The organism is Calditerrivibrio sp., assembly GCF_049968475.1.
Classification (GTDB): Bacteria; Chrysiogenota; Deferribacteres; order Deferribacterales; family Calditerrivibrionaceae; genus Calditerrivibrio; species Calditerrivibrio nitroreducens_A.
In genome coordinates this window covers 1-23,050 of sequence record NZ_JBMFQS010000006.1, presented here as the reverse complement: position 1 = coordinate 23,050, position 23,050 = coordinate 1, and the positions used below count along the sequence as shown (strand labels likewise).

The following is a 23,050-nucleotide window of genomic DNA, read 5'->3' as shown; positions in this document are numbered from 1 at the left end:
CCCAAGGTAAATCTATCCTTCCAGAACCTTCATGCCAAATTCTCGACCCCATTCAAATGCTTTCTGGAGTTCCTCTTCGGAAGGTGTCATCTGAACTTTAAAAGATTCAAGCGGAAGTTTCATCCTCATAGTTTTCAATATATCTTCACACATCTTTATCCCTTCACCACTCCAGCCGTATGACCCGAAAACACCTGCTTTTCTATTTGACACATTAAGCACAACAAGCTCAGAAAATATATTAAATATAGGTTTAGGGGCTTTAGCATTGATAGTTGCTGTACCCATGAGTAATCCGTGGGACACTTCAATTTCATCTATTATATCATCCATATTTGCTTCTGCAGCATCAAACATTTTAACAGGAACCCCTGTATCCTCAATACCTGCCTTTATCCGATCCGCAAGCATTTTGGTGTTCCCATATGCCGTAGCGTACACCATTGTTATCTGCCTTGTGGGGTTATTTAAATAGTATCTACTTGCTTGATTTTTGTAAAAATTAAGGTAAAAATCCAGATCACCTCTTATTATAGGCCCGTGGGATGGGCATATCATCGATATAGGTAAACCATCTATCTTTTTAAGTGCGTTTAATATATGCTCCTTATATGGTCTCATTATAGACTTGTAATAGAAAACAAAGGCCTCCCGTGCACTTTCCTTATCCACCATTTCATCGTTGAAGATCTTTCCAATCTCCTGAGGACAATAGTGAGCACCTAAAAAGTCACATGGAAACAGAATCTGCTCTTCTTCAAGATATGTAAACATCGTATCTGGCCAGTGTAAAAATGGTGTATGGAAAAACCTCAGCGTCTTTCCACCTAAATCAATTTTATCACCATCCCCCACTGCTCTACCTTTAAATTCACTATTCACAATGTTTTGAACAAAAACTTTTGCCGTTTTGGAATATATCACCTCGATATCTGGATTTAGTTCAAGGATTGCCGGAAGAGTACCGGAGTGATCCGGTTCATTATGATTTAAGATTATGTAATCTATCTCTTTTATGGGCTTTATAGATTCAACCGTTTTTATATAAGTGTCAGTAAAAAGCTTTTTATTTGCTTCGATGAGAGCAGTCTTATCTTTACCTATAACTAAATAGCTATTGTAAGTTGTACCATGTTCTGTTGGAATTACAATATCAAAAATTTCCAGATTAGGGTCATAAACCCCCACCCAATATATATCTTCACGAATTTTAATCCCTTTCATTTGTGGCCTCCATTAGATACATAAGAATGTTTAAAAGTGGGGATAACTCCCCACAGTTCTATTTTTAAACATTCAACAATTTCTAAAAATTATTAATTAGTTGGCTCGAAGCTGTCTTTTGGTGCACCACATTCAGGACATACCCATGACTCAGGGACATCTTCCCATTTTGTTCCAGCTGCCACATCGTTTTCTGGATCCCCCAATACAGGATCGTAAATGTAGCCACATATTGTACAGATATACTTTTGCATAGTTTCCTCCTTATTTTTTTAAATTATAATATATCTATATTGCATCTTGTCAAATAGTTTTTGCATCTGAACCTTTTATTTTTATTTTCCTCATTAATCGTTTCTTTATTTCTAATACATATTCTTCGTAGTTAGAACCTTTTTTTATAGGTATCTGACCGCCAGCCGACTTCATATGACCACCACCGGTACCTATCCCTTTTACAATACCCAAGGCAATCATACCCACCTTTCTCTTGGTCTGTTTACATCTTAAAGAAAAAAATGCCATATCATCTACTTTCCCTATCACAAAAGACCATTTTATATCCCTCATCCTCAGGAAAAAATCAGAAGTCTCCGCTATGAGATCAGCATTTCGCACATCTTTTAGATCACAAAATATCAGGTCATTGTATATCAATGCATTCTCTAAAGCGATCTTGATATTCTTAAAATAATATTTTGGTAATTCTGGGGTCTCTATTTTAGAAAGCTTTTTAAGTGATATATGGGGTAATACGTAGCTCATCATTGATAGATCTATCCTGTTGTTTTGTCTACCTGCCCCCACAGTGTCTGTGCGTATTCCATAGAAAAGTGCCGTGGCCACATCCTGTTCGCATATCAATCCCAACTCTTTGCAGTATTCAACTATTATGGAGCTGGTACTTCCATATTCGAGCCTTACATCGTAAACTTTAACCTGCTTTGTAGGATCTCTAAAATTATGGTGATCCACCACCACATCAGGGAAAAACCCCTTTGGGATATAAACATTTCCAGCAGTGGGCTGAGTATCCACCACCACAAGCCCATCATACCTTGAAAAATCAAGCATGGTTGATGGGTATATATCTATATTACATTGTCTTACAAGCTCACGGTTTTCTGCCCTACCTATGATACCATGATACGCAATTGTACATCTTTTCTGCAGGAGTTTATAAAGGATAAACTTTAATCCAAATGCAGCCGCAAGAGTATCTGGATCCGGGTTGTTATGCGTGAGAATTAGTATCTTTCTTTTGGGTTTTAATACATCTAAAATCTGCTTTATCATAAGCTATTGAAACTCCAGAATGAGGACATTATCTTCTATAGACAGATTATGGGGTTGGTCCTTCAATCGATCTTCCACAACTTTTTTAATAGCCTCTAAATTTGATTTTGTGACCATTTCAAACTCCGCCTTTCCGGTTACAACAGACTTAACCTTTACAGTGGTAAAAAACCCTTTAGAACGCAAATAATCCATAACACCCATAACCTGATTAAAGGATTTGAAGTTTATAAATACCAGATCAAATCTATTTTCATGTTGGTCGGCTGTTATCTGATTTTTTATAAAATTGGAGATAATATACGAAACGGTTGTTTGATAAACCTTGTTGAAAGCCTCCTCAACCCCTTCAGTATTCATTTTGGTAACAGTCGATTCAGCTCTTATCACAGGGTAAGTATCTTTTTTGGTATAAAAATAGGTTTCCGAAACAAGTAAATTGGATGTTTTCGATTTCTCTATTTTAAGCGTTGTATGCAGCAGATATCTACTCTTAGTAATACTAAAAATTGCATAAGCCTGTTCGGGATTGCCTGATTTATCAACATTTACAATAAAATCTTCCTGATATTTCAAAGAAAGATTATTCCCCTCTAATATCTTTTTTGCGTCCTTTGCGAATAGATCTTGAAACTCTTTTAAAGAAGGATCTATTTTTATGTAATATACCAATGTGTTGGGATTTACTTTATTTGCAATATTAACCGATCCTATCTCATCAAACTCTGCCTCCACCTTGTAGTAAACATTACCATTTTCCACACCTCTTTCAAGTATTCTAAATTTTTTTATCAATTTCAGATGTTCCATGGTAATATTTTTTTCACTTTCGGAAGATTCAGAATAGTAGGATGAGATGGCATTGATGAGAGCATTGTTCAGGGCTCTTTTATCGGCTACCCTTATCCCCCCATCCATAGATGAACTGCCAACTCCTATAGATGTAGCAGCCCAGAGGTTGATGGTAAAAAAGACCAACAGAAAACTAAGAACAACTTTTTTCATCTAAGATAGCCTTTAAGGTTTTTTCTAAACCCCGATAGAGTTCTGTCCAGTTTTTCCATTTTAACACCTTATACGCATAATCGGATGAAACACAACAGTTTTTATGTAATTTACTGTTAAATCTAATTAATTCTACACTTCTTTCTTCTCCGGTAAGATAACTGAACACATCCACAACAGTCCTTACAAATTCCCCTAACGATACGTTAACCCCACCCATGTTGAAAATGTCAAAACTTTTTGATCTGTATGTAATCAATTTTTCAAGTCCAATAAGCAGATCCTCGTAAAATATAGCATTGATGAACGATTTCTCCGAAAAATTCACCTCTATGCTACGATTTTCTATAATGGCATTTATTATATTCATCAATAGATGATCCCCTTTCATTCCATACCCATAAAAAGATGGGATACGTAAAATTGTAATGGGAAGATTGAAATTTAGATGCAGTGATTTTAAAAGATGCTCCACAGACAGCTTTATGGAGGCATTCTTAGTGACAGGGTTGGGAGGGATATCTTCTTTTAAAAGTTTATCTTCAGCGGTAAACCCATAAACGTATATCGAACTAAGATACACAAGTCTTTTGATCTCATTTTTTGCTAAGATATACTCCATTGCAATATTCAAAGTACCAAGTATGTTATTCTGATAATATTCCAGACCATCTTCAGAAATATCATGTAGCATCGATTCAAATGCAGTTGTATAAACGATATCTATTCCATGGATTTCTGAAATACTGCTCAAAGTAGTGTGGTTTTGAAGGAAAATATCCCTTAACAGTTTTTTATTTAGAATATCACCTTTTATGTAATAGTAGTTTGGATAATTGATTAAAATCTCTTTATTATGGGCATATTTTTCATCCTTTTCATTATCAATACCCACCACGTTGTACATTGGGAAATTTTCTGCCAGAAGCTTACCAAGATTAAAACCAAGAAAACCCAATGCTCCAGTAATGAAAATATTCCTTTTCATCAGTTCCTATAAACCTCCCTCTGAGTTCCTCCAATCCCTTTTAACTCCAGCAGAATAAATATTACTTTTTCTCTTTTCTTATCGCTGCCTGTTTTTGTTAGGTCAAGATAATCATCCTGTTTATACAAAAACCCTAAGTTCCAGCATTCCGATTTATATAATATTTTCAGGTAAAATTCCCTTGAATTTAGATCAAAGGGTGAGAATTTGAAATTATTGTTTGCAGAGCCGAGTTTTTTATAAACTTCAAAATCAAACTTTTCAAACTTTCCCCCAAACTTCAACCCGGCATTTTCATTATCCCCGGAAGTAATAGCTTTATCGAAAGATTGTGTATATGAAAGATAATAGTTATCATAATTAATCGTAGCTGCTTTTTTGTAGTAATCTATCTTACTGGTATAGTAGTTATATTTATTTTCAAGATCAAAAGATAGCCATTTTGCATAGGTGAGATTGAGCTTCGTATGTATAGGTGAAAACTTATCATCATTAAGAGTCTGATCATACCCCTGAATTACCTCAAACTTTATGCTAACATTATCACTTCTAAAATAATTGGTCATCGTATATCTATACATCTTCTCCTGGGATATCTGGTCATAGTCGATATTGTTGGGAAGTGCCGACTGATCAAGCCTTGGGGTCTGAATATATTCAAAAGTGTTGTATATTGAATGACGGAAAATAGTATAATTTTTGTAGATTTCATTTAAACTCAACCCATAGCCTATGGAGTAAATATACCTGTTAGCTGAATCCTCATCTGTTTCGATTTTGTGTAATGAGGTTTCCTGAATATCTGTTTTATTCAACTTATAATCGAAGTTTCTCCAGTATGTGATATACTGAGTGTAAAATGGTGTAAATGTGGCAATTTTGAGATTGAATGGTTTGTAAAGTTTGACCTTTGTGTTATATCTATCGTAGGAAAATACATTTTTTGTTTTGTTATTTTCACTATAGAAAGTCATACTTTTTTTCTCAACACTATTGTAATCTGCAAGATAGTCCAGTTTAATATAACGTAGATCTATCCCATATTTCTCCGCCTGGATATTTGGCTTTTGATAAAGGTTGTCTTTACGATAATTATCAGTATAATCGTAATACTGCATACTATCTTTATATCTTATTGACAAATCAGAATATTTTGTATAATAATTGAGTCTGAGCTCCGCTATATATTCATTTTTATCTGGATCCATTCCCGGAAGCTTATCCACCATGTTGTAATCTTTGAAATCCCTTTTATATCTAAAATCGGATGCATAATTTATGTTAAATTTAAACTCAAGATTATCAGCAATAAATTTATTCCCTACGCCGTATAAACGCCACCTTGAGCTTTTATCTGCTTCAGAATCCCTATCATCGATAAATTCTCCGATAAGATGTATATTCTCCTTTTTACTTACTGCATAACGAAATTCATTTAAAATCATTGCTCCATTATTGGTAAAAAGATTTACCCCCGTGGTCATATCTTTGTCCACGTCCATTGCCCAGAAATACTTTGGTGTTATAAAGAGCCCTTTGGTACTGCTGAATCCAAATTGCGGCACGAGAAAGCCACTTTCCCTATCCTTTTTTATCGGCCAGACAAAATAGGGAAAATAAGCCACAGGAACATTTTTTAAATTGCCAAAAGAATGTTTGGCTCTAAAATACTGACCTAAATCGATTCTTGCCTTATTGGCGGAAAATGACCAATCCGGAACATCTCCAGAGCAGGCGGATATTGTGGCATTATCCAGCAGAAAGGTATTCCCTTCAAGCTTTTCAAGCTTATCCGCACTGAAATAGCTCCAGGGGGCATAAAACCCCTTCCCTTTTTCAAAATATCCACTCTTATTATCCAGATTTATCCGGGCAAAACTTCCCCTTATGATATTTTCTTTATCTTTGTAAACGACATTTCCAGATAACTCCACAACATTTATATCTTTAAAGTATGTGGCATTGTCGGATGTTACAACCATATCACTGTATAGTATAAGCACAGAACCTTCCGCATACGTGGTATTATCTATGGTGTAAATTTTATCTGACTCTATTGTAACCTTTTCCGCAAAGGATAAAACAGTTTGTAAAAGCAGAATTAAACACAGAAAAAATCTAACCACAAAATCCCTTTACATATTTTCTTAAGTAACCACATAGATAAAACGAACCGATTATTATTATATCAGATTTACCAGAAATGTAAATTGATTTATCCACCGCATCCATTGGATTTTTTATCTTTAATACCTTATCGGCTTTCACACTTTCTATATATATAGTCCTATCATTATTCGGTATCTCTGTGAGGATTATATTTTTAAATTTTACTTTCAGTATGTTAATCATTTTTTCAAAAGGTCTATCTTTTGTACAGGAAAAAATTACAGTATCTGAATCGAAGTTTGAAATGGTATTAATAAGTCCTGAGGGGTTGTGGGAACCATCCAATATAAATCGCCCTATACGCTCCAGCCGACATGGAGGAAGCTTATAATCGTCATAAGGGATATCTCTATTAACTAAATACGAAACAACACTTTTGGCAAGATTAAAATTATAGGAATAAGGCTTCGGCAAAGAAGATCCACCATCCTCCGTCTGGACAGAAATGATTCTTTTATCATCCAACTTTTTAAATATATATTCCATCAAGAATTCAGGGTTTTTTCCCACAAAAACAGGATCGTTGTCCTTAACGATTGCAAGTTTTTCATCCGTAATATGATAAATATTCTTACCTAAAAAATCTGAGTGATCCTGAGAAATGGATGTAATTACCGGAATCTTTTCATCCACAATATTCGTGGCATCAAGCCTTCCCCCCATACCTGTTTCCAGAATGGTAAAGTCTGGATTAAAATCGTCAAATACTTTAAATGCTATAAGAGTCAATGCCTCAAAGAAGGTAAGTCTATATTTTGATATCAAAGGTTTCATCGCTTCAAATGTTTTATCAAAAAATTCTTCTTCTATATCGTTAAGGTCAAGCTTTATCCTTTCGGTTATAGATTCTATATGGGGAGAAGTGTAAAGGGCTGTTTTAAAGTTCTGTTTTTGTAAAATCTGGGCAATAAAAAACGCCGTACTCCCTTTGCCATTTGTGCCAGCTATGTGTATGACCTTCCCAAGCCGCTTTAAATCTATGGCTGCATCCAGCACAGCCATCCTTATCCTATCAAGGGAAAAATCGATAGTTTGAAACTCTTTTGTATAATGGAAAAAATTATCCATAAATGGTAAAGGATATTTTAGTGCAAATTATCCAAAAAATTGTAGTAGTTTATAGATAGTATCCTTCCATTCTTTTCTATGAAGCACCATATCCACCATACCGTGTTGTAACAGGAATTCGGCAGTCTGAAACCCTTCCGGAAGTTTCTGCCGTATAGTCTGCTCGATAACCCTTGGCCCGGCAAAACCTATCAGTGCTCCTGGTTCGGCTATATGTACATCCCCCAGCATGGCAAAACTTGCCGTAACCCCACCAGTGGTTGGATCGGTAAGGATAGAGATATGGGCAAGCCCTTCGTTTGACAGTTTTTTTAGAGCTGCAGAAGTCTTTGCCATCTGCATAAGGGAAAGGATACTCTCCTGCATTCTGGCGCCACCTGAACAACTTATCGTAATTACATGGTTTTTATTTGCTATTGCAGATTCTATAAGTCTTGTGATCTTCTCCCCAACAACGCTCCCCATACTACCACCCAGAAAGGAAAACTCAAAAGCCCCTATATGGACAGTCTTTTTGTATACTGTACCATATCCAGAAATAAAAGCCTCGTTTAAGGAGGTTTTCTTTACGGTATCCCTTATCCTATCTATATACTTTTTAGTATCCTTAAACTGGAGAGGATCCAGAGATTTTAGATTGGCATCTATTTCCACGAAAGATCCCGCATCTATTATCATATTTATTTTATCCATAGCCCCCACTTTGAAATGATAACCACAGGCGGGGCAGGTATGAAAATTATTTATTATATCATCTTTGTAGCTTACTTCACCACATTTATCACACTTTACCCATATATCTTTCTGAATCTCTTTCCTTTTACCTACTGTAACCTTTTGTATTTTTTCCAGCAAAAAACTTCTTAGTCCCATACACAACCTCCAAATATGTTAATTCAAAAATCTGCTTGCATTTTACACTAATTAAAGTATTATGCAATACTATTTTTTAATCTCAATTAACAAAAATAGGTATCTGTCTATTAAATATATTTTCTTCACGGAGTTGATATGTTTAAAATGGTTATGCTCTTCTTGGTTGGGACACTTACAGGGTTTATAAACGTGTTAGGTGGAGGAGGATCTTTTCTGACACTTCCCCTCTTGATATTCTTCGGCCTACCAGCCACTGTGGCAAATGGAACAAACCGGATAGGAATCCTCTTACAGAACATTTCCGCCATTATAAAATATATATCCGCAGGACATTTCCCAGTAAAATTTGCACTTCTCATTTCGATTCCCGTCGTCATGGGCAGTATCACAGGGGCAAAAGTAGCTGTAATGATCAGTGACAAAAGCTTTACCAAATACCTTGCCATCTTTATGTTTGCCATTACAATACTTACCATTTTCAATCCCACAAAAACCATCAAGATACAAAACAGATATCTCTATTCTGTATTATCTTTTATCATTTTCTTTGTAATAGGTCTTTACGGTGGTTTCATACAGGCGGGTGTAGGTTTTTTACTTCTGGCAGGTACCACATTACTTGGATACGACCTTGTGAAAGGTAATGCTGTGAAGGTTTTTATAGTGTTTATATTAACTGTTGCGGCCTTACCAGTATTTATAACATCTGGAAAAATTGATTATATGATGGGGATCTCTTTAGGTTTAGGAAATATTCTGGGGGGGATAATAGGTGCCAGTTTCAGTATTAACAAAGGGGCAAAATTTATCCGAAATTTTGTAACGGCATCCATTATATTCTTTTCAATAATACTGCTATTTTCCAAATGATCGTTTTTCAGCGGCTTTTTTTATGTACCTTATTACTAAATAAAAAATTAAACCTGCAGTAGGAAAAGCCACATACCAATGTTTTTTTAAATAATGCAATATAGCTAGTAGATAATCACCAAACCAGTAGGCTAATACAATTGTAATCGATGCCCAGATGAATGCACTAATTAAATTTATAATGGCAAACTTCTTCCAGGATAGCTTTGTGGTACCTATAGTTATCGGGATGATCGTTCTCAGTCCATACATATACCGCTGGATAAAAATTATATACCAACCATATTTATTGAGCAAAAGGCTTGCCATAGCAAATTTTCTCCGGTGTCTTGAAAACTTTTTTTGAACGTAATTTCTATTGAATCTACCAATGTAAAAAAATATTTGATCCCCTGTAAATCCCCCTAAACCAGCCACCAAAATAGCGTAAAATATATTCATATCCCCCGTATACGAAAGGATACCAGCCATAACAAGCCCCAGCTCACCTTCCATGATACTCCAGATAAAAAGTATATAATAACCGTAATCCAGTATAAGTCTTAAAAGTATCTCTTCCATCAGCTTCCTTAATCGATTTATATTTCCCTCTTTTATAACATAGATAAAAAAACTTGCAATATCGATTATTATGTAATAAATTAGTTAAAAATTCCGAGGGGAAGTTATGTCTAAAGCTTTTTTAGTATTTGAAGATGGTCTGGTATTAGAAGGGAAAAGCTTCGGTGCAGATGGAGAATCCACCGGTGAGGTAGTATTTAATACCTCCATGACAGGTTATCAGGAGATTTTGACAGACCCTTCCTATTATGGGCAGATGGTGACCATGACCTACCCATTAATAGGGAATTATGGTATAAACGAAGAGGACTTTGAATCTATAAAACCTTTTGTTTCAGCTTTTATAGTAAAAGAATATAGCCCCATTTATTCAAACTATAGAGCCACATCATCCTTGGGGGACTTCTTAAAAAAGCATGGTATCATAGGAATTGAAGGGATAGACACCAGAATGGTGGTTAGACATATCAGAGAAGCTGGTTCAATGAATGCGGTTATATCCACAATTGACAACGATATAGAGAGCTTGAAGCAAAAAGCAAAAAATATCCCATCCATCGTTGGACAGGATTTAGTACAGTATGTCACCTGTAGTGAATCTTACGAATGGCTGGAAGGTAGCTGGCAGCTTAATGGATCTTTTTATAAACCTGAGAAGTATTCTAAGCATGTAGTTGCTTTAGATTTCGGTATCAAAAGAAATATCCTGAGGTATCTTGTGGATGAAGGTTGCAGGGTAACTGTGGTTCCGGCCAAAACATCCTTCGAAGTGATTGAAAAACTTAAACCTGATGGGGTATTTATCTCAAATGGGCCAGGGGATCCGGCACCTTTATATTATGCCATCGAAACAGTGGCAAAAGTAACCGAAAAATATCCATCATTTGGTATATGCCTTGGTAATCAGCTACTTGCATTGGCGCATGGTGGAACCACTTATAAGCTTAAATTTGGTCATCATGGTGGTAATCAGCCGGTTAAAGATTTAACCACTGGCAAAGTGGAGATAACCGCCCAAAATCACTGTTTTGCCGTCGATATTCAAAAGATACTCGATAAATTCGAGATAACACACCTAAACCTAAACGATAACACCGTTGAGGGGATCAAACATAAAACTAAGCCGATATTCGCAGTTCAATATCATCCAGAAAATGGTCCCGGCCCCCATGATGCAAAATATCTCTTTAAAAGGTTTGTAGAGCTTTTGTAATATGTTTTTCAGGGTTGCCACAGCTCTACTTGTACCAATATTTTTGTTTTCATTTGCTCTCGGCTACTGGATATACAACAACGAACAGTTTTTAAACAACACAAAGATTAACAAAAAAGTCAAGATCGAAAAAAATGAAAGATTCTCCAGTGTTTACAACAAAATTTTTGAAGGGGTCAAAACCCCTTTTTTATTTGAATACTATTTAAAAAAGGTAAAACGATTCCCGGAAAAGATGCGATTCGGCTACTACAAAGCTGATAATATAACGATATCCGAATTTTTAAAAAATATAGAAGAAGGAAAAGAATCTGTTTTTAAGATTACCATCCCCGAAGGATTCACCATAAATGATATTGCCATAAGATTAAAAGAGAATTCAGACATAGACGTGGACAGATTTCTAATGCTTACCAAAGACAAATATTTTATCCTGAAATTAACCGGCAACCCTTTTAAAACCCTCGAAGGTTTTTTTTATCCAGACACATATTTTCTTAAAACTGATACCACTGCCGAAACTTTTATAGAACAGGCGTATATGAATTTTAAGTCAAAACTTCCCCCAGATTTTGAGGAAAAAGTAAATGCCCAGGGTCTAACATTTTACGAAGGGATTATTTTAGCATCAATCATACAGAAAGAGACATTTGTGGAGTCGGAGTATCCTATTATAGCTTCAGTATTCTACAACAGGCTAAGAAAAGGGATGCCACTTCAATCTGACCCAACTATTATATACGGTCTGGGTGATAAGTTTGATGGTAATTTAAAAAGATCCCACCTAGAGGACGGTAGCAATATTTACAACACATATATGCACAAAGGGTTACCCCCATCCCCCATATGCAACCCGTCGATTGGGGCAATAAGAGGGGTAATGGAACCTGCAAAAACGTCTTACATCTATTTTGTTTCCAAAAAAGATGGAACACATATCTTTTCAATTGACTACCAGACACACTTATTGAATATCAAAAAGTATCAGCTTTCAAGATAAAACTTTTCGGAGGTGGATATGAAGCTTTGCAGATTCTCATCAGGTAAAGAAGAAAAGAAAGGTATTCTGGAAAATGGGAAGATTAAAGAGGTTATCGGATCATTTTTCACCGGCTTTACCGTAACCACAAATGAATATGATCCGGATAAAGTTAAGCTTTTACCTCCTGTCTTACCATCAAAAGTGGTCTGTGTGGGTAGAAATTATGCTGAACATGCTAAAGAACTTGGCAACGAAGTGCCTGAAGAGCCTCTGATTTTCTTAAAACCATCCACAGCTGTTATAGGCCCTGAAGATGGTATAATCTATCCTTCCGCCAGCCATGAGGTACATTTTGAGGCGGAACTGGGAGTTGTAATTGGTAAAAGGTGTAAAGCTGTAACACCTGATCAGGCAAAAGATTATATTTTAGGTTTTACATGTGTAAACGATGTAACCGCCCGAGATATACAGAAAAAGGAAAATAAATTTACCCGCGCCAAGTCGTTTGACACCTTCTGCCCCATAGGCCCTGTTATTCAAACGGAGCTAAACCCCCTAAGTGTGGAGGTGGTAAGTAGACTTAATGGAATTATCAAGCAAAACGGTAATACAAAAAATATGATTCATAATGTATATCAACTTATAAGCTTTATATCAAATGTAATGACTCTTTTACCTGGTGATGTAATTGCCACAGGCACCCCATCCGGCGTTGGACCTATGAATGTTGGGGATACAATAGAAGTGGAAGTGGACGGGATAGGTATATTAAAAAACTATGTCAAACAGTGAGATAAAATGTCATATGTGTGGCGCCTGCTGTATAGCCTACGATATATCCACGTTGAATAAACCCGCAGGCACCCCCTGCCCACACCTGCTGCCCAATGGAAGATGCGGAGATTATGAACACAGACCTCAGGTATGTAGATCTTTTAAGCCTGATGAAATATGTGAATTGATATCGACATGCACATTGGAAGAGAAGATACATATTATACATAAAATTTATGGCTTAAAATGAAAAAGATACGTTACCTTGGTCTCACCGGTGGCATTGCTTCTGGTAAAAGCACAGTCGGGAGACTTTTTGAGAAATTGGGTGCATTTGTGATCGATGCCGATGAGATAAGTAGAGCTGTAATGAAAAAAGGTGGTTCTGCTTATAACGATATAATAGATCACTTTGGAGAATCGATCCTTGAAAAAGATGGGGAAATAGATAGAAAAAAACTCAAAGAGATCGTCTTCAATAATCCGGATAAAAAGAAGAAGCTGGAGGAGATCACACACCCAAAAATACTTCAATACGAAAAAGAACTCGTTTCAAACTTTAAAAGCAAAAATGACAAAGATCTCATAATCACTCAGGCTGCTTTAATAGTGGAAAAGGGAACTTACACACGATTTGACGCAGTAATATTAATCTATGTGGATAAAAAAACACAACTTGAGAGGCTTCTAAAAAGGGACGGCATAGATGAAACCCTTGCCAAAAAAATCATAGACTCCCAGATGAGCTTTGACGAAAAAATGAAATATGCCACCTTTGTAATCGACAATTCCGGTACGATTGAAAACACTGAACGGGAGGTCAGAAGGGTTTTCGAACTCATTAATAAGCTTAACTACTGTGCAAGACATCAGAAAGCGTATGATATTAATTTCACAGGGGTACAATAATGAAAAAACTATTAATTATTCTTTTTACTCCTCTGATTTTGCTATCATGTACAATGGAGCAAAAGAAAAAGTTTAAAGATTTTGAGGCAGAAACGATAGGGTTAAATAGAGAGATTACCCTCTATTCAGACAATGGCCAGGTAATCAAAAGATGGGAAGGTAGATTCAATATAACAAGAGCCGGTAGTAGCCTCTACTTCATTGACAACAATGGAAAATCTGTTATTATAAATGGGACTTATATCGTTCAGGAAAAGTAATGCTAAAAGATCAATTAATTAAAATCATCTTTTCCGCTGCAAACATCCAGAGGTGGAACGACCACATAAGGCCATCTGTGGGATTTTCAGAGTTGGATAAACAGGCACACAAAATGTTTATCGCTTATATCCTGGCAAAACTTGAGGAGAGGAAAAGAGATGTAAATTGGATCTTACTTATAGAAGGTTCTATCTTTGAAATGCTCCAGAGGGTTATCATTACTGATATTAAGCCACCTATATACTATAAAATTGTAAAATCTTACGGAAAAGAGCTTAACAATTGGGTCTTAAATGAACTAAAAAGAAATTCAGGTCTTCAAAACGACGACTTTTTCAAAAAATTTGAAGATTATTTCGAAAATACTAACGACAATTTTGAAAAAAGAATACTAAGAGCCGCCCATTATCTTGCCACAAACTGGGAATACAATATAATTTATGAGATGAATAAGAACCTCTACGGTGCGGAAAAAACAAAAAATGAGATCCTCTCTGAATTAGAAAATCACTATAAACTGGATTCTGTAAAGGAGTTTATAACCACAAACGAAAAACTCAGAAACTTTGTGGATCTCGTTGGCCAACTACGTTATCAAAAAAGATGGGCAAATACCCCCAGAATACCTGAAACAACGGTATTAGGACATATGTACACCGTGGCCATATTTAGCTACTTTGAACTATACGAAAAAGATGTATGCAATAGATTAAAGAGAAACACATTCCTTTCTGGTCTTTTCCACGATCTTCCGGAGGTATTGACAAGGGATATTATCTCACCAGTTAAAAAATCGGTGGCGGGACTTGATGAAATCATAAAAAAGATCGAAAAGGAACATATTACAAATGAACTTTTACCCCTTTTACCCCCTTTCATGCATGAAGAGATGCGATACTTACTGTTTGATGAATTTAAATGTAAGATTTTTGATAGTGATGTTAAATTTGTTTCAAGAGATAGCATATACGAAGAGTATAATAAAGATCACTTTGAGCCTGTTGATGGTTCCCTGTTAAAGGAGTGCGATCTCATTTCAGCCTATTATGAGGCGGCCATTTCCATAGAAAATGGTATAAAACCCACACATCTATTGGAAGTAAAAAGCAATATGGAAAATAAATACCCATTTATAAGAAGGTTAATCCCAAAAAAACAGATTCTATAAATTTATTCATTTGTTACAAACCTTTTGGGGTCAAGCTGTTTGATCGTTTTAATAGGCAATAATCCAGAAAGTATTACAAAAAACACTAGGATGATCAGCAGGTAAAAGTTTTTAGTTAGATCTATATGAAACGCTATCGACCAGCCAAAAGATTTTGTATTTACAACTCTCACAATGATCACACTTAAAATATACCCAAGGACAAACCCATAAACTGTCCCCACCACCCCCACAAATCCGGCGGAAAGAGTATAAATCTTTGTCAAAAGTTTGTCATCCGTCCCAAGGTATTTTAAAATACTAATCTCCCTCCTTCTTTCAAGGGCAACTGCATACAGCATATTACCAACCCCCAAAAGAGAGACTATCAAAGCAATCCCCTGAATGGCATACGTTATGGCAAATGTTTTATCAAATATTTTTAAAACTTTCTTTCTGATAACCTGATTGTCGAAAATATCTAATTCACCTTTTGCATTCACTAAATCTTCAAGTTTTTTTAAAACCTGATCCCTATCGACACCTTCTTTTAAATAAATGCTAATTTGGGTAAATTTTAGTTCGTCCCAGTATTTCTTTTGAAAATAATTATCTAATATTATAAACCCATTAAGATTTGAATAGCTTGTGAAAACCTCTCTGATTTTAAACTTTACCCTCCCCTTCGGGGTATCGATTTCTATCGTATCCCCTTCTTTAAGTCCATATCTAATATTAAAAAATTCAGAAACAGCAACGCTATCTGTCACCACGTAATCATCCTTACCATTGTGATATTTTTTTACGACCTTTTCGTCACCAAACCCCAGCAGTATCTCTTTACCATTAAAGCTCCCCTTCATTGCCCGGAAGGCACTTACTGCAGCCACCCCATCCAGAGACTTAATCTTCTCCAATAGCCCATCATTTAGCGGCTCGAAACAAAAATTTGAGGAGCAGCTTGCTGCTTTTATAAAAATATCCGCCTTAAGGTTGTCATTGATCCACTTTCCAAGTGATATCTTAAATGAATCTATTAGGGTAACCATACTCACAATGAGGGCTGTAGAGATTGCCACACTCACAAGCGCTATGGTAAACCTGTAGGAACTACTCCGTATATCTGCAAAGGATAGAAAACCGGCAGCCTTAAAAATTCTTTTTATAAATCTTTCCATAAGTTGCACAACTCTATCAAGGTATAAAAAAGCAGAAGCACAAAACCCCATCAGTATGAAGAATACTCCAATATATGAAAGATAAGGGTATGGATATGTTTTGTAATAAAAATCTATGAAGCTGAGTGTTATACCTATTGATACAAACATTACACCTATAATAAACCAGTTGGTGTAGTACTTTTTGAATTTTATCTCAAAAGTCCCCTTTTTCACCGTTTCAGAAGGGTTCACCTTTGTTGATTCTAAGGCAGGAAAAATAGAGGATATGAAGGATATAAAAATCCCTGAAAAAAAGGCAAAAAAAGTGTATCTATCTATCGTAAAAAACCCTTTTATGTACACAGGACTAAACATTGTACTGATGGTATCCTCCACCACAGCAGAGGAGTAAATACTCAACAATCCACCTAAAAATAATCCCAAAAAAGAACCCAAGGTACCCAACAGAAGAGCCTGAAATACGAAGATCGAAAGAATCTGATACTTTGTGCCCCCAAGAGTTCTCAAAACCCCTATCTGCTCCCTCTGTTTCACAACCGTGATAAAAATCGTATTAAAAAGCATAAAAAACCCTACCAAAAATGCTATGAAGCTTATGAAATAAAGATTCATCTTAAACGATTTTAAAATCTCCCCACGATTTTTTACCACAGAGGATTTTTCCTGCAAGATGAGGTTTTCTGGTAAAATAGACATCAATTCGTCAACCTGCTTTACATCCAGCATCAGATCAATCCTTGAAATTTTACCAAAATACTTAAATTTCTCCTGGAAATTACCTATATCCTGATAAAACCCTGAGGGAATCTGCTCAGCATCCAACAATCCAGCAACTATAAATCGCCTAACACCATTTGCATTTATCTGTATCTCGTCCCCTTTTTTTAGGTTAATTCTTTTCCCTATGTCATCTGTGATGAAAACAGCATCGGTATTCTGAAAAAATAAAAGCAGATCAAGATCGTTTTTTTTCATATCGATATTGCTATTTTTTATCAGCTTTAATGAATCTACCCCATATATCGATATAATAAGCTTCCGATTTTCCTCCTGCCCATTAATTTTTATTACAGGAAAATTCCGTATCCCTTTCAGATTTAATGTATCTAATATCGATTCGTCAAATGGATTCCCAAATTTGTCCACAATTTCATAATTGGCCATAGGGTTTAATCTTTCTATATCGTTTGTCATACTTTTAATTGCACTCTGAGTAGAATTTAGTATCGATAGAAACAATCCTACCCCCAGTGCCACACCAAATATGGAGATAAAGCTAAACAACTTCTCCTCTTTTAAGTTTCTCATGGCAAATATAAAAATAAGATAGAAATTATTCAGAAAGGATCTGACCATCTTTTATTCTCACTATCCTATCGGTAAACCTTGCAATCTCTTCATTGTGAGTAACGATGACGATAGTTGTCTTAAGATCTTTATTCAAACTCTTAAGTATTTCCAGAATCTTCACCCCAGTGATTGTATCGAGACTACCGGTGGGCTCATCCGCCAGGATTATTTTAGGATCTTTGACAATAGCCCTGGCTATTGCCACCCTTTGCTGTTCGCCACCTGATAGCTGATGGGCAAGGTTGTATATCTTACCCTTCAGTCCAAATTCTTCAAGAATCTTTACAATCTGTTCCTTTTTATCCAACCCTGATATCAATAGCGGTATCAATAGATTTTCATAGACGGTAAGATTGCTAAAAAGATTGAAAAACTGAAATACAAAACCTATATACCTCTTCCTGAAATCGGTCAATTCCTCTTCATCGAATTTAGTAATATCGACACCATTTATAAAAACATCTCCCCCATCAGCCCTATCCATTGCACCTATGATATTTAAAAGTGTCGTTTTACCAGATCCAGAAGGGCCCATAATGGATACAAATTCCCCATCAGCAATATGAAGATTTACCCCTTTTAGTACGGTTGTCTCCCCATATCTTTTCCAAACATCTCTTAAATCTATCATATATTATCACCAAACACATTATTTTTTAGCTCAATACCCTGTAAGCTCCATGTACCCCTTCCCCGTAAGATCCCCATATACCCTACAGGCACCCTCATAATAGTAATTAAATGTAGATTTGGAGGCGACAAACTCCTGATCCTCCACCATCGACTGAACGTATATCTTTTTATTACTTATAACCATCTCCCATTTTATCGGATATTTTGCACCAGTTTTTTTGGAGATATAAAAATCAAGTGGTTTTATATTAATATCCTTGAAATCTATATTAACCTTACCACCATAATTATCTATGAATGCCGCATAAGAGCTTTTATCCACATTTCCATTTCTGTTTTTTATTCTATATACAATCAGTTCGGTTCCGTCATCCAACATCAATGAAAACCAGTCCCACCCCTTTAATTTATCTGTTTTATAATCTGAATTTATCTCCCTATCAAACCAGCTTTCACCAGCTACATTATCTTTTTTACCGTTTAGTTCAACGATCCCTTTGGTTTTTAACCTTGTAATTGAAAAATATAAAGAAGCACATTCTTCACAACCATAAATTTTATTTGAATAACCATTTAAACCATTAATTATAGGCTTTTTTATCGGTATTAATTCAAGTTCAAAAGAGAAATTTGCTCCTTTCCCTTTTAGAAAAAATTTTTCTATGCCGCCAGATATCGAATCATCAAACACCTTCACAAAGAGCCTACCACTATCGGCAAATGCTTCGTTGTGGGCACCTCTTGAGGTATCATCTTCAAAATAATATTTTTTATTATCAATATCTGTTATGGCAAGATGAGAAATATAGATCCTATTAAGCCCAAACTTGCTCTTATAATCTATTTTGTTTAAATTTACCACAAATATCGTAAATTCAAAACCATACTTTTTACCGCCGGTGGCTGTCAGATGGCCGGTGAAATACCACCATTGACTTTTATAATCCCCTCTGTAGTAGAGATCCTGAGGAAGAGAGACCTGATCATTTCGGTTTAATTTTCTAAAATCTTCACCATATACCAGAGTACAAAAGAATAGGAATAATATGATAATGTATCTCAACTTATCACCCTTGAGAGATATCTATTCATATCAAACTTCTGCTTCAGTCCATTTTCTGACATATATCTTACTTTACCAAAGATCTTTCTTTCCTGAAAAGCCCTATCATGCATACCAAAACACCAGGCAATACCTGCATATCCGTTTGGATCCCTACCATCGAGGGCATATTTGTCGTTTAGATAAACAAGGACCTTATAAGCATCTTCAAAAGATTCAGTCCATTCAATTACTTTTTTACCCCAATACATACGCATATAATTGTGTATTTTCCCTTTATGTATAAGTTCGTATTGGGCAGCATTCCAGAATTTATCATGAGTTTTAAAACTCTCAAAATCCTCAAGGGTATAGCGATAATTTCTCATATCATTTTTGTGTTCTATCAGTGTATTAATGGCCCAATCAGGTAAAAAGGAAAAAAGATCGTATATATCATCACAGTAATATGTAAAATTATGGGCTAATTCCCTTCTCACCACAAGCTGCTCAAATAGAGTTTCATAGTTTTCAGGATTAGTATCTATTTTTAATGCTTCTTTCAAGATTTTTATAGGGCTTATAAATCCAAAATGTAGATAAAAGCTCAAATTTGACTCAAAGTCTAAAGCAGGATCCCCTCTTTTTTCTGCAAAAAAATAATACTTCTCATTTAAAAAATCTCTAAGTAGCTTATCTGCCTCACTTTCTCCACCCTTAAAATCAACAGGTTTGAGGTAATGAACTGATTTTAATTTTTCATCAATACTTAAACCATTTAAATCATTTTCTATTTCAAAACTTCTGCCCTGATAATCAAAAATGACAAAATCGTTCAAAAATTTTTCCTTTAACTTATGAATCTTAGGTCTTATCGTATATGCTCCGTATTCAATCTTTGTACTTGCAGCCTGCACAGGCACCACAAGGTTTGTATCAACCTCATAAATATTAACATCATTATTTTTATAAATTTCATTTCTCACATCTTTAAGCCATTTTAAATAGGCCTTATCAGTTATAAGACTGTCAGCTTTTCTTAAATACTGTGGGACAATTTCTGTAAAAGGGCCAATTTTAACATGAAATGATATTTTCAAATCTTTAAATCTATCGACAAGTTCCAAAAGACCGTCTATAAAAAATTTAAAATGTCTGTAATTGGCATCTTTATAGCTAAAATCAACTACCACCAAAACTTTTAAAGGTAGATTTTTATCAATTGCTAAATATTTTGCAAATTCAAGGCTGTGGTTGTATTCCACCCTGAAAGCACCCTGCATCCAATACAGCAAATAATCCCCTCTTTTAGATGACTTTTTTACCTGTCTGACCCTTTCAAGATAATCCATTTGCCTGCCTGATTATATCTTTTTGCATAAGTTTGAATATAATTTTGTGAAATGGGAGCATTAAATACCAGTAAATTCTTCCAGATAGACCCTTTGGATAATAGTATGCTGTTATTGTAAAATCATCATCTAAAATTGAAAACTCCAACCATGCCTTGCCGGGTAACTTCATCTGTGCCTCAAGTAAAATCCTCTTATTATCCACAACATCTACTACTTTCCAGAAATCTATACTGTCCCCTATCCGCAAATTCCCTTTTCTTTTCCCCCTGTTAAGCCCGTAACCACCTGCAAACTTGTCAATCAAGCCTCTAATCCACCAGAGAAAATTCAAGGCAAACCACCCATTTTCTCCACCAACTGATTTGCACACCTTAAAAATCTTACCAGCCTTTTCTTCATCAATTTTTGCAAAATATCTGTCCACATAAATTGCCTTTGACACTTCCGGCACAAAAGGGACATCGCAAACTTGTGATTTACTACTGTCGCACCATCTGCTAATCACCTGATTTTTTTCAATCTCTTCTATGGATAGCCTTACAGCCTCTTCAAATTCAGTAACCTTCACACCAGGGAAAATTTCTTTTGCATTACTATTTTCAATAATACTTTCATGTTTGAGCCCCATGACAAGCTCTCTTGCTATGTCAAAATTGACAGGGGAAAAAAGTATCAACCAATAAGAAGATAGCCTAGGAGTTAGGAATGGAACAGATAGAATATACCTTTTAAGCCCCAATACTTTTGCTGTCTTTAATACCATATCTTTGAAAGTCATAGTTGGCATACCTATATCAATCTGAGCTGTTTTGTAAAAATCAGATAAAATAACAGCTTTTAAATATTTAATTACATCATTGATAAATATAGGTGAAGTGAGTGTATTTACCCACTTTGGTGCAATCATTACGGGCAATTTTTCCACAAGACTTCTAATAATCTCAAAACTTGCACTTCCTGATCCAATTATTACCCCAGCCCTGAACCATATACAGGAAACTTTAGGAGAGCTACTTAAAATCTCACCGGTAATATATCTACTTTTTAGGTGAATACTTAAATTCTCTTTATTACCAAGACCACCCAGATAAATAACTCTTTTTACAGATCTCTTCTCACAAATCTTGATAAAATTTTCCGCACTTCTTTTTTCAGCTTCAAGATAGTTCTTGTCACTACCCATCATATGAACAAGATAAACCGCCGTATCAACCCCTTCTAAAGCTCTTTCAAGAATATCCTTATTAAAGGTATCCCCTTCAAAAACATTGCATCTACTTTTAAACTTTTCTTCTAATTTATTGGAGTTTCTGACTAAAAGATTAATTTCAATATTTTCGTTAAATAGTTCCTCAGCAAGTCTTCTGCCTACAAATCCTGTCACACCGGTTAATAGTATTTTCATATCTAGATTTTATCATAGATATATAAAAAAATAAACATGTAATTGGTAATGCCAACTCAATTGTTTCAATCATCACCCTCGAACTATTTTTATCCATTAAAAGTTTTTTCTTTTATAAAAAATATCAATAATATATTAGATACGTTGAGTGAGAAATTCAATTTTTTTATTCTATTAATTTCAAAAAGCCAAAAGGCAGTCAGGAGTTGTGGTATTTCTTCAATCACTTTTTTCTGGTAGAAAGCCAATTTAGGAGTTTATGAAAAATAAGGTGTATAAAAAAGGCGTATAAAAGATGTAAAAATGTTTATGTTCGCAAGACTAAAGAGGAAAGAGCTCAAAGACAGGTTATAGAAGGAGTATTTTCAATTTAAAAGTAGATAGAGTAGTTTATAGCTTTTTTAGGTCTATTGAGGTAAATTTATGTGGTTAATTTCTCACTCAACGTATTACTTTTTTCATAATTACCTCTGATTTTGTTAATTTGTCAAAGTTTTTGCTTTTTAAGGTATTCTTTTTTGATTTTTTCTCTGTGTTTTAGGACTGTGATTTTAGCTTCTTCTTTTGGCATTCCTGTTTTTTCTAAGTATTCTTTTGAGAGTATAAACATTACGTGTGTTAGCATTATTCCTTCTTCTTGTGTTAGTAGGTATATTAATTCTTCGAAGGAGAAGTTAGCAGGTTCTACAGGTAGGTTTTTAGAGAAGATGTTTCTTAGAAGTTTGGAGTAGTTAATTTTTA

At 35.2% G+C, this 23,050-nt stretch carries 23 protein-coding genes; 8 read left to right on the top strand and 15 right to left on the bottom strand.

Translation table 11 applies throughout. From position 1 onward, the window contains the following. Nucleotides 1-12: 12 nt before the first annotated feature. The 8 genes from ACP5Q2_RS06450 to accD form a co-directional block, all read right to left on the bottom strand. On the bottom strand, nt 13-1,224 hold the full coding sequence (locus tag ACP5Q2_RS06450) for an FprA family A-type flavoprotein (RefSeq protein WP_428098397.1): 1,212 nt from the start codon (nt 1,222-1,224) through the stop codon (nt 13-15). A gap of 92 nt (nt 1,225-1,316) precedes the next feature. Then, on the bottom strand, nt 1,317-1,478 hold the full coding sequence (gene rd / locus ACP5Q2_RS06445; RefSeq protein WP_424605169.1) for a rubredoxin: 162 nt from the start codon (nt 1,476-1,478) through the stop codon (nt 1,317-1,319). A gap of 49 nt (nt 1,479-1,527) precedes the next feature. Next, the gene (locus ACP5Q2_RS06440; RefSeq protein WP_428098394.1) at nt 1,528-2,520 is read right to left on the bottom strand and encodes a DHH family phosphoesterase; all 993 of its coding nucleotides are present in this window, start codon (nt 2,518-2,520) and stop codon (nt 1,528-1,530) included. A gap of 3 nt (nt 2,521-2,523) precedes the next feature. Then, a complete protein-coding gene (locus ACP5Q2_RS06435; RefSeq protein WP_428098391.1) occupies nt 2,524-3,525 on the bottom strand; it encodes a hypothetical protein in 1,002 nt (333 codons plus the stop codon). Then, nucleotides 3,506-4,513 (bottom strand): NAD-dependent epimerase/dehydratase family protein, encoded by a 1,008-nt coding sequence (locus tag ACP5Q2_RS06430; RefSeq protein ID WP_428098389.1) that lies wholly within the window; start codon nt 4,511-4,513, stop codon nt 3,506-3,508. Before ACP5Q2_RS06430 ends, ACP5Q2_RS06435 begins: the two co-directional genes overlap by 20 nt. Continuing rightward, on the bottom strand, nt 4,513-6,639 hold the full coding sequence (locus ACP5Q2_RS06425; RefSeq protein WP_428098386.1) for an LPS-assembly protein LptD: 2,127 nt from the start codon (nt 6,637-6,639) through the stop codon (nt 4,513-4,515). The genes ACP5Q2_RS06430 and ACP5Q2_RS06425 overlap by 1 nt, the downstream gene beginning before the upstream one ends. Next, on the bottom strand, nt 6,632-7,750 hold the full coding sequence (locus tag ACP5Q2_RS06420; protein ID WP_428098383.1) for a bifunctional folylpolyglutamate synthase/dihydrofolate synthase: 1,119 nt from the start codon (nt 7,748-7,750) through the stop codon (nt 6,632-6,634). Before ACP5Q2_RS06420 ends, ACP5Q2_RS06425 begins: the two co-directional genes overlap by 8 nt. A gap of 27 nt (nt 7,751-7,777) precedes the next feature. Continuing rightward, nucleotides 7,778-8,623 (bottom strand): acetyl-CoA carboxylase carboxyltransferase subunit beta, encoded by an 846-nt coding sequence (gene accD, locus ACP5Q2_RS06415; RefSeq protein WP_428098380.1) that lies wholly within the window; start codon nt 8,621-8,623, stop codon nt 7,778-7,780. A 138-nt stretch (nt 8,624-8,761) separates the two neighbouring features. Here accD and ACP5Q2_RS06410 point away from each other — a divergent pair, with 138 nt between their 5' ends. After that, nucleotides 8,762-9,496, top strand: a complete 735-nt coding sequence (locus ACP5Q2_RS06410; RefSeq protein ID WP_424605176.1) for a sulfite exporter TauE/SafE family protein — start codon at nt 8,762-8,764, stop codon at nt 9,494-9,496. Here ACP5Q2_RS06410 and ACP5Q2_RS06405 read toward each other — a convergent pair. Next, nucleotides 9,482-10,057 (bottom strand): DedA family protein, encoded by a 576-nt coding sequence (locus ACP5Q2_RS06405; RefSeq protein WP_424605177.1) that lies wholly within the window; start codon nt 10,055-10,057, stop codon nt 9,482-9,484. The two genes, ACP5Q2_RS06410 and ACP5Q2_RS06405, sit on opposite strands and share 15 nt — an antisense overlap. 106 nt (nt 10,058-10,163) lie before the next feature. On the opposite strand from ACP5Q2_RS06405, the gene carA reads away from it, so the two are divergent. Genes carA through ACP5Q2_RS06370 form a run of 7 tightly spaced genes read left to right on the top strand, consistent with a single transcriptional unit; the run spans nt 10,164 to nt 15,364 of the window. Continuing rightward, a complete protein-coding gene (gene carA / locus ACP5Q2_RS06400) occupies nt 10,164-11,270 on the top strand; it encodes a glutamine-hydrolyzing carbamoyl-phosphate synthase small subunit (RefSeq protein ID WP_428098376.1) in 1,107 nt (368 codons plus the stop codon). Nucleotide 11,271: 1 nt separating this feature from the next. Beyond that, entirely contained in the window at nt 11,272-12,270 is a 999-nt protein-coding gene (gene mltG, locus ACP5Q2_RS06395) for an endolytic transglycosylase MltG (RefSeq protein ID WP_428098373.1), read from the top strand. 18 nt (nt 12,271-12,288) lie between these two features. Then, on the top strand, nt 12,289-13,044 hold the full coding sequence (locus tag ACP5Q2_RS06390) for a fumarylacetoacetate hydrolase family protein (protein ID WP_428098370.1): 756 nt from the start codon (nt 12,289-12,291) through the stop codon (nt 13,042-13,044). Further along, complete coding sequence (locus ACP5Q2_RS06385) at nt 13,031-13,276, top strand: YkgJ family cysteine cluster protein (RefSeq protein ID WP_424605181.1); 246 nt, start codon at nt 13,031-13,033, stop codon at nt 13,274-13,276. Before ACP5Q2_RS06390 ends, ACP5Q2_RS06385 begins: the two co-directional genes overlap by 14 nt. Beyond that, entirely contained in the window at nt 13,273-13,935 is a 663-nt protein-coding gene (coaE, locus tag ACP5Q2_RS06380; RefSeq protein ID WP_428098367.1) for a dephospho-CoA kinase, read from the top strand. Before ACP5Q2_RS06385 ends, coaE begins: the two co-directional genes overlap by 4 nt. Beyond that, on the top strand, nt 13,935-14,195 hold the full coding sequence (locus tag ACP5Q2_RS06375) for a hypothetical protein (RefSeq protein WP_424605183.1): 261 nt from the start codon (nt 13,935-13,937) through the stop codon (nt 14,193-14,195). Before coaE ends, ACP5Q2_RS06375 begins: the two co-directional genes overlap by 1 nt. Then, nucleotides 14,195-15,364 carry an HD domain-containing protein gene (locus ACP5Q2_RS06370; RefSeq protein ID WP_428098363.1) on the top strand — a complete coding sequence of 390 codons (1,170 nt, stop codon included), beginning with the start codon at nt 14,195-14,197 and terminating at the stop codon, nt 15,362-15,364. The genes ACP5Q2_RS06375 and ACP5Q2_RS06370 overlap by 1 nt, the downstream gene beginning before the upstream one ends. Before the next feature lie 2 nt (nt 15,365-15,366). On the opposite strand, the gene ACP5Q2_RS06365 is transcribed toward ACP5Q2_RS06370, so the two are convergent. The 6 genes from ACP5Q2_RS06365 to ACP5Q2_RS06340 all read right to left on the bottom strand — a co-directional run. Further along, nucleotides 15,367-17,880, bottom strand: coding sequence for an ABC transporter permease (locus tag ACP5Q2_RS06365; RefSeq protein ID WP_428098360.1), 2,514 nt, complete (start codon nt 17,878-17,880; stop codon nt 15,367-15,369). After that, entirely contained in the window at nt 17,858-18,505 is a 648-nt protein-coding gene (locus ACP5Q2_RS06360; RefSeq protein ID WP_424605186.1) for an ABC transporter ATP-binding protein, read from the bottom strand. The genes ACP5Q2_RS06365 and ACP5Q2_RS06360 overlap by 23 nt, the downstream gene beginning before the upstream one ends. A 30-nt stretch (nt 18,506-18,535) precedes the next feature. Next, the gene (locus tag ACP5Q2_RS06355; protein ID WP_428098356.1) at nt 18,536-19,570 is read right to left on the bottom strand and encodes a lipocalin-like domain-containing protein; all 1,035 of its coding nucleotides are present in this window, start codon (nt 19,568-19,570) and stop codon (nt 18,536-18,538) included. After that, nucleotides 19,567-20,901 (bottom strand): deoxyribodipyrimidine photo-lyase, encoded by a 1,335-nt coding sequence (locus tag ACP5Q2_RS06350; protein WP_428098353.1) that lies wholly within the window; start codon nt 20,899-20,901, stop codon nt 19,567-19,569. Before ACP5Q2_RS06350 ends, ACP5Q2_RS06355 begins: the two co-directional genes overlap by 4 nt. Beyond that, nucleotides 20,888-22,309 carry an SDR family oxidoreductase gene (locus ACP5Q2_RS06345; RefSeq protein WP_428098350.1) on the bottom strand — a complete coding sequence of 474 codons (1,422 nt, stop codon included), beginning with the start codon at nt 22,307-22,309 and terminating at the stop codon, nt 20,888-20,890. The genes ACP5Q2_RS06350 and ACP5Q2_RS06345 overlap by 14 nt, the downstream gene beginning before the upstream one ends. Before the next feature lie 487 nt (nt 22,310-22,796). Continuing rightward, nucleotides 22,797-23,050: hypothetical protein (locus ACP5Q2_RS06340; protein WP_428098347.1), on the bottom strand; the 254-nt coding region annotated here is incomplete at its 5' end.

Coding starts and splice junctions, on each gene's coding strand:
- ACP5Q2_RS06450 (WP_428098397.1), bottom strand. CDS start 1,224: ATGAAAGGGATTAAAATTCGTGAAGATATATATTGGGTGGGGGTTTAT.
- rd (WP_424605169.1), bottom strand. CDS start 1,478: ATGCAAAAGTATATCTGTACAATATGTGGCTACATTTACGATCCTGTA.
- ACP5Q2_RS06440 (WP_428098394.1), bottom strand. CDS start 2,520: ATGATAAAGCAGATTTTAGATGTATTAAAACCCAAAAGAAAGATACTA.
- ACP5Q2_RS06435 (WP_428098391.1), bottom strand. CDS start 3,525: ATGAAAAAAGTTGTTCTTAGTTTTCTGTTGGTCTTTTTTACCATCAAC.
- ACP5Q2_RS06430 (WP_428098389.1), bottom strand. CDS start 4,513: ATGAAAAGGAATATTTTCATTACTGGAGCATTGGGTTTTCTTGGTTTT.
- ACP5Q2_RS06420 (WP_428098383.1), bottom strand. CDS start 7,750: ATGGATAATTTTTTCCATTATACAAAAGAGTTTCAAACTATCGATTTT.
- accD (WP_428098380.1), bottom strand. CDS start 8,623: ATGGGACTAAGAAGTTTTTTGCTGGAAAAAATACAAAAGGTTACAGTA.
- ACP5Q2_RS06410 (WP_424605176.1), top strand. CDS start 8,762: ATGTTTAAAATGGTTATGCTCTTCTTGGTTGGGACACTTACAGGGTTT.
- ACP5Q2_RS06405 (WP_424605177.1), bottom strand. CDS start 10,057: ATGGAAGAGATACTTTTAAGACTTATACTGGATTACGGTTATTATATA.
- carA (WP_428098376.1), top strand. CDS start 10,164: ATGTCTAAAGCTTTTTTAGTATTTGAAGATGGTCTGGTATTAGAAGGG.
- mltG (WP_428098373.1), top strand. CDS start 11,272: ATGTTTTTCAGGGTTGCCACAGCTCTACTTGTACCAATATTTTTGTTT.
- ACP5Q2_RS06390 (WP_428098370.1), top strand. CDS start 12,289: ATGAAGCTTTGCAGATTCTCATCAGGTAAAGAAGAAAAGAAAGGTATT.
- ACP5Q2_RS06385 (WP_424605181.1), top strand. CDS start 13,031: ATGTCAAACAGTGAGATAAAATGTCATATGTGTGGCGCCTGCTGTATA.
- coaE (WP_428098367.1), top strand. CDS start 13,273: ATGAAAAAGATACGTTACCTTGGTCTCACCGGTGGCATTGCTTCTGGT.
- ACP5Q2_RS06375 (WP_424605183.1), top strand. CDS start 13,935: ATGAAAAAACTATTAATTATTCTTTTTACTCCTCTGATTTTGCTATCA.
- ACP5Q2_RS06370 (WP_428098363.1), top strand. CDS start 14,195: ATGCTAAAAGATCAATTAATTAAAATCATCTTTTCCGCTGCAAACATC.
- ACP5Q2_RS06365 (WP_428098360.1), bottom strand. CDS start 17,880: ATGGTCAGATCCTTTCTGAATAATTTCTATCTTATTTTTATATTTGCC.
- ACP5Q2_RS06360 (WP_424605186.1), bottom strand. CDS start 18,505: ATGATAGATTTAAGAGATGTTTGGAAAAGATATGGGGAGACAACCGTA.
- ACP5Q2_RS06350 (WP_428098353.1), bottom strand. CDS start 20,901: ATGGATTATCTTGAAAGGGTCAGACAGGTAAAAAAGTCATCTAAAAGA.
- ACP5Q2_RS06345 (WP_428098350.1), bottom strand. CDS start 22,309: ATGAAAATACTATTAACCGGTGTGACAGGATTTGTAGGCAGAAGACTT.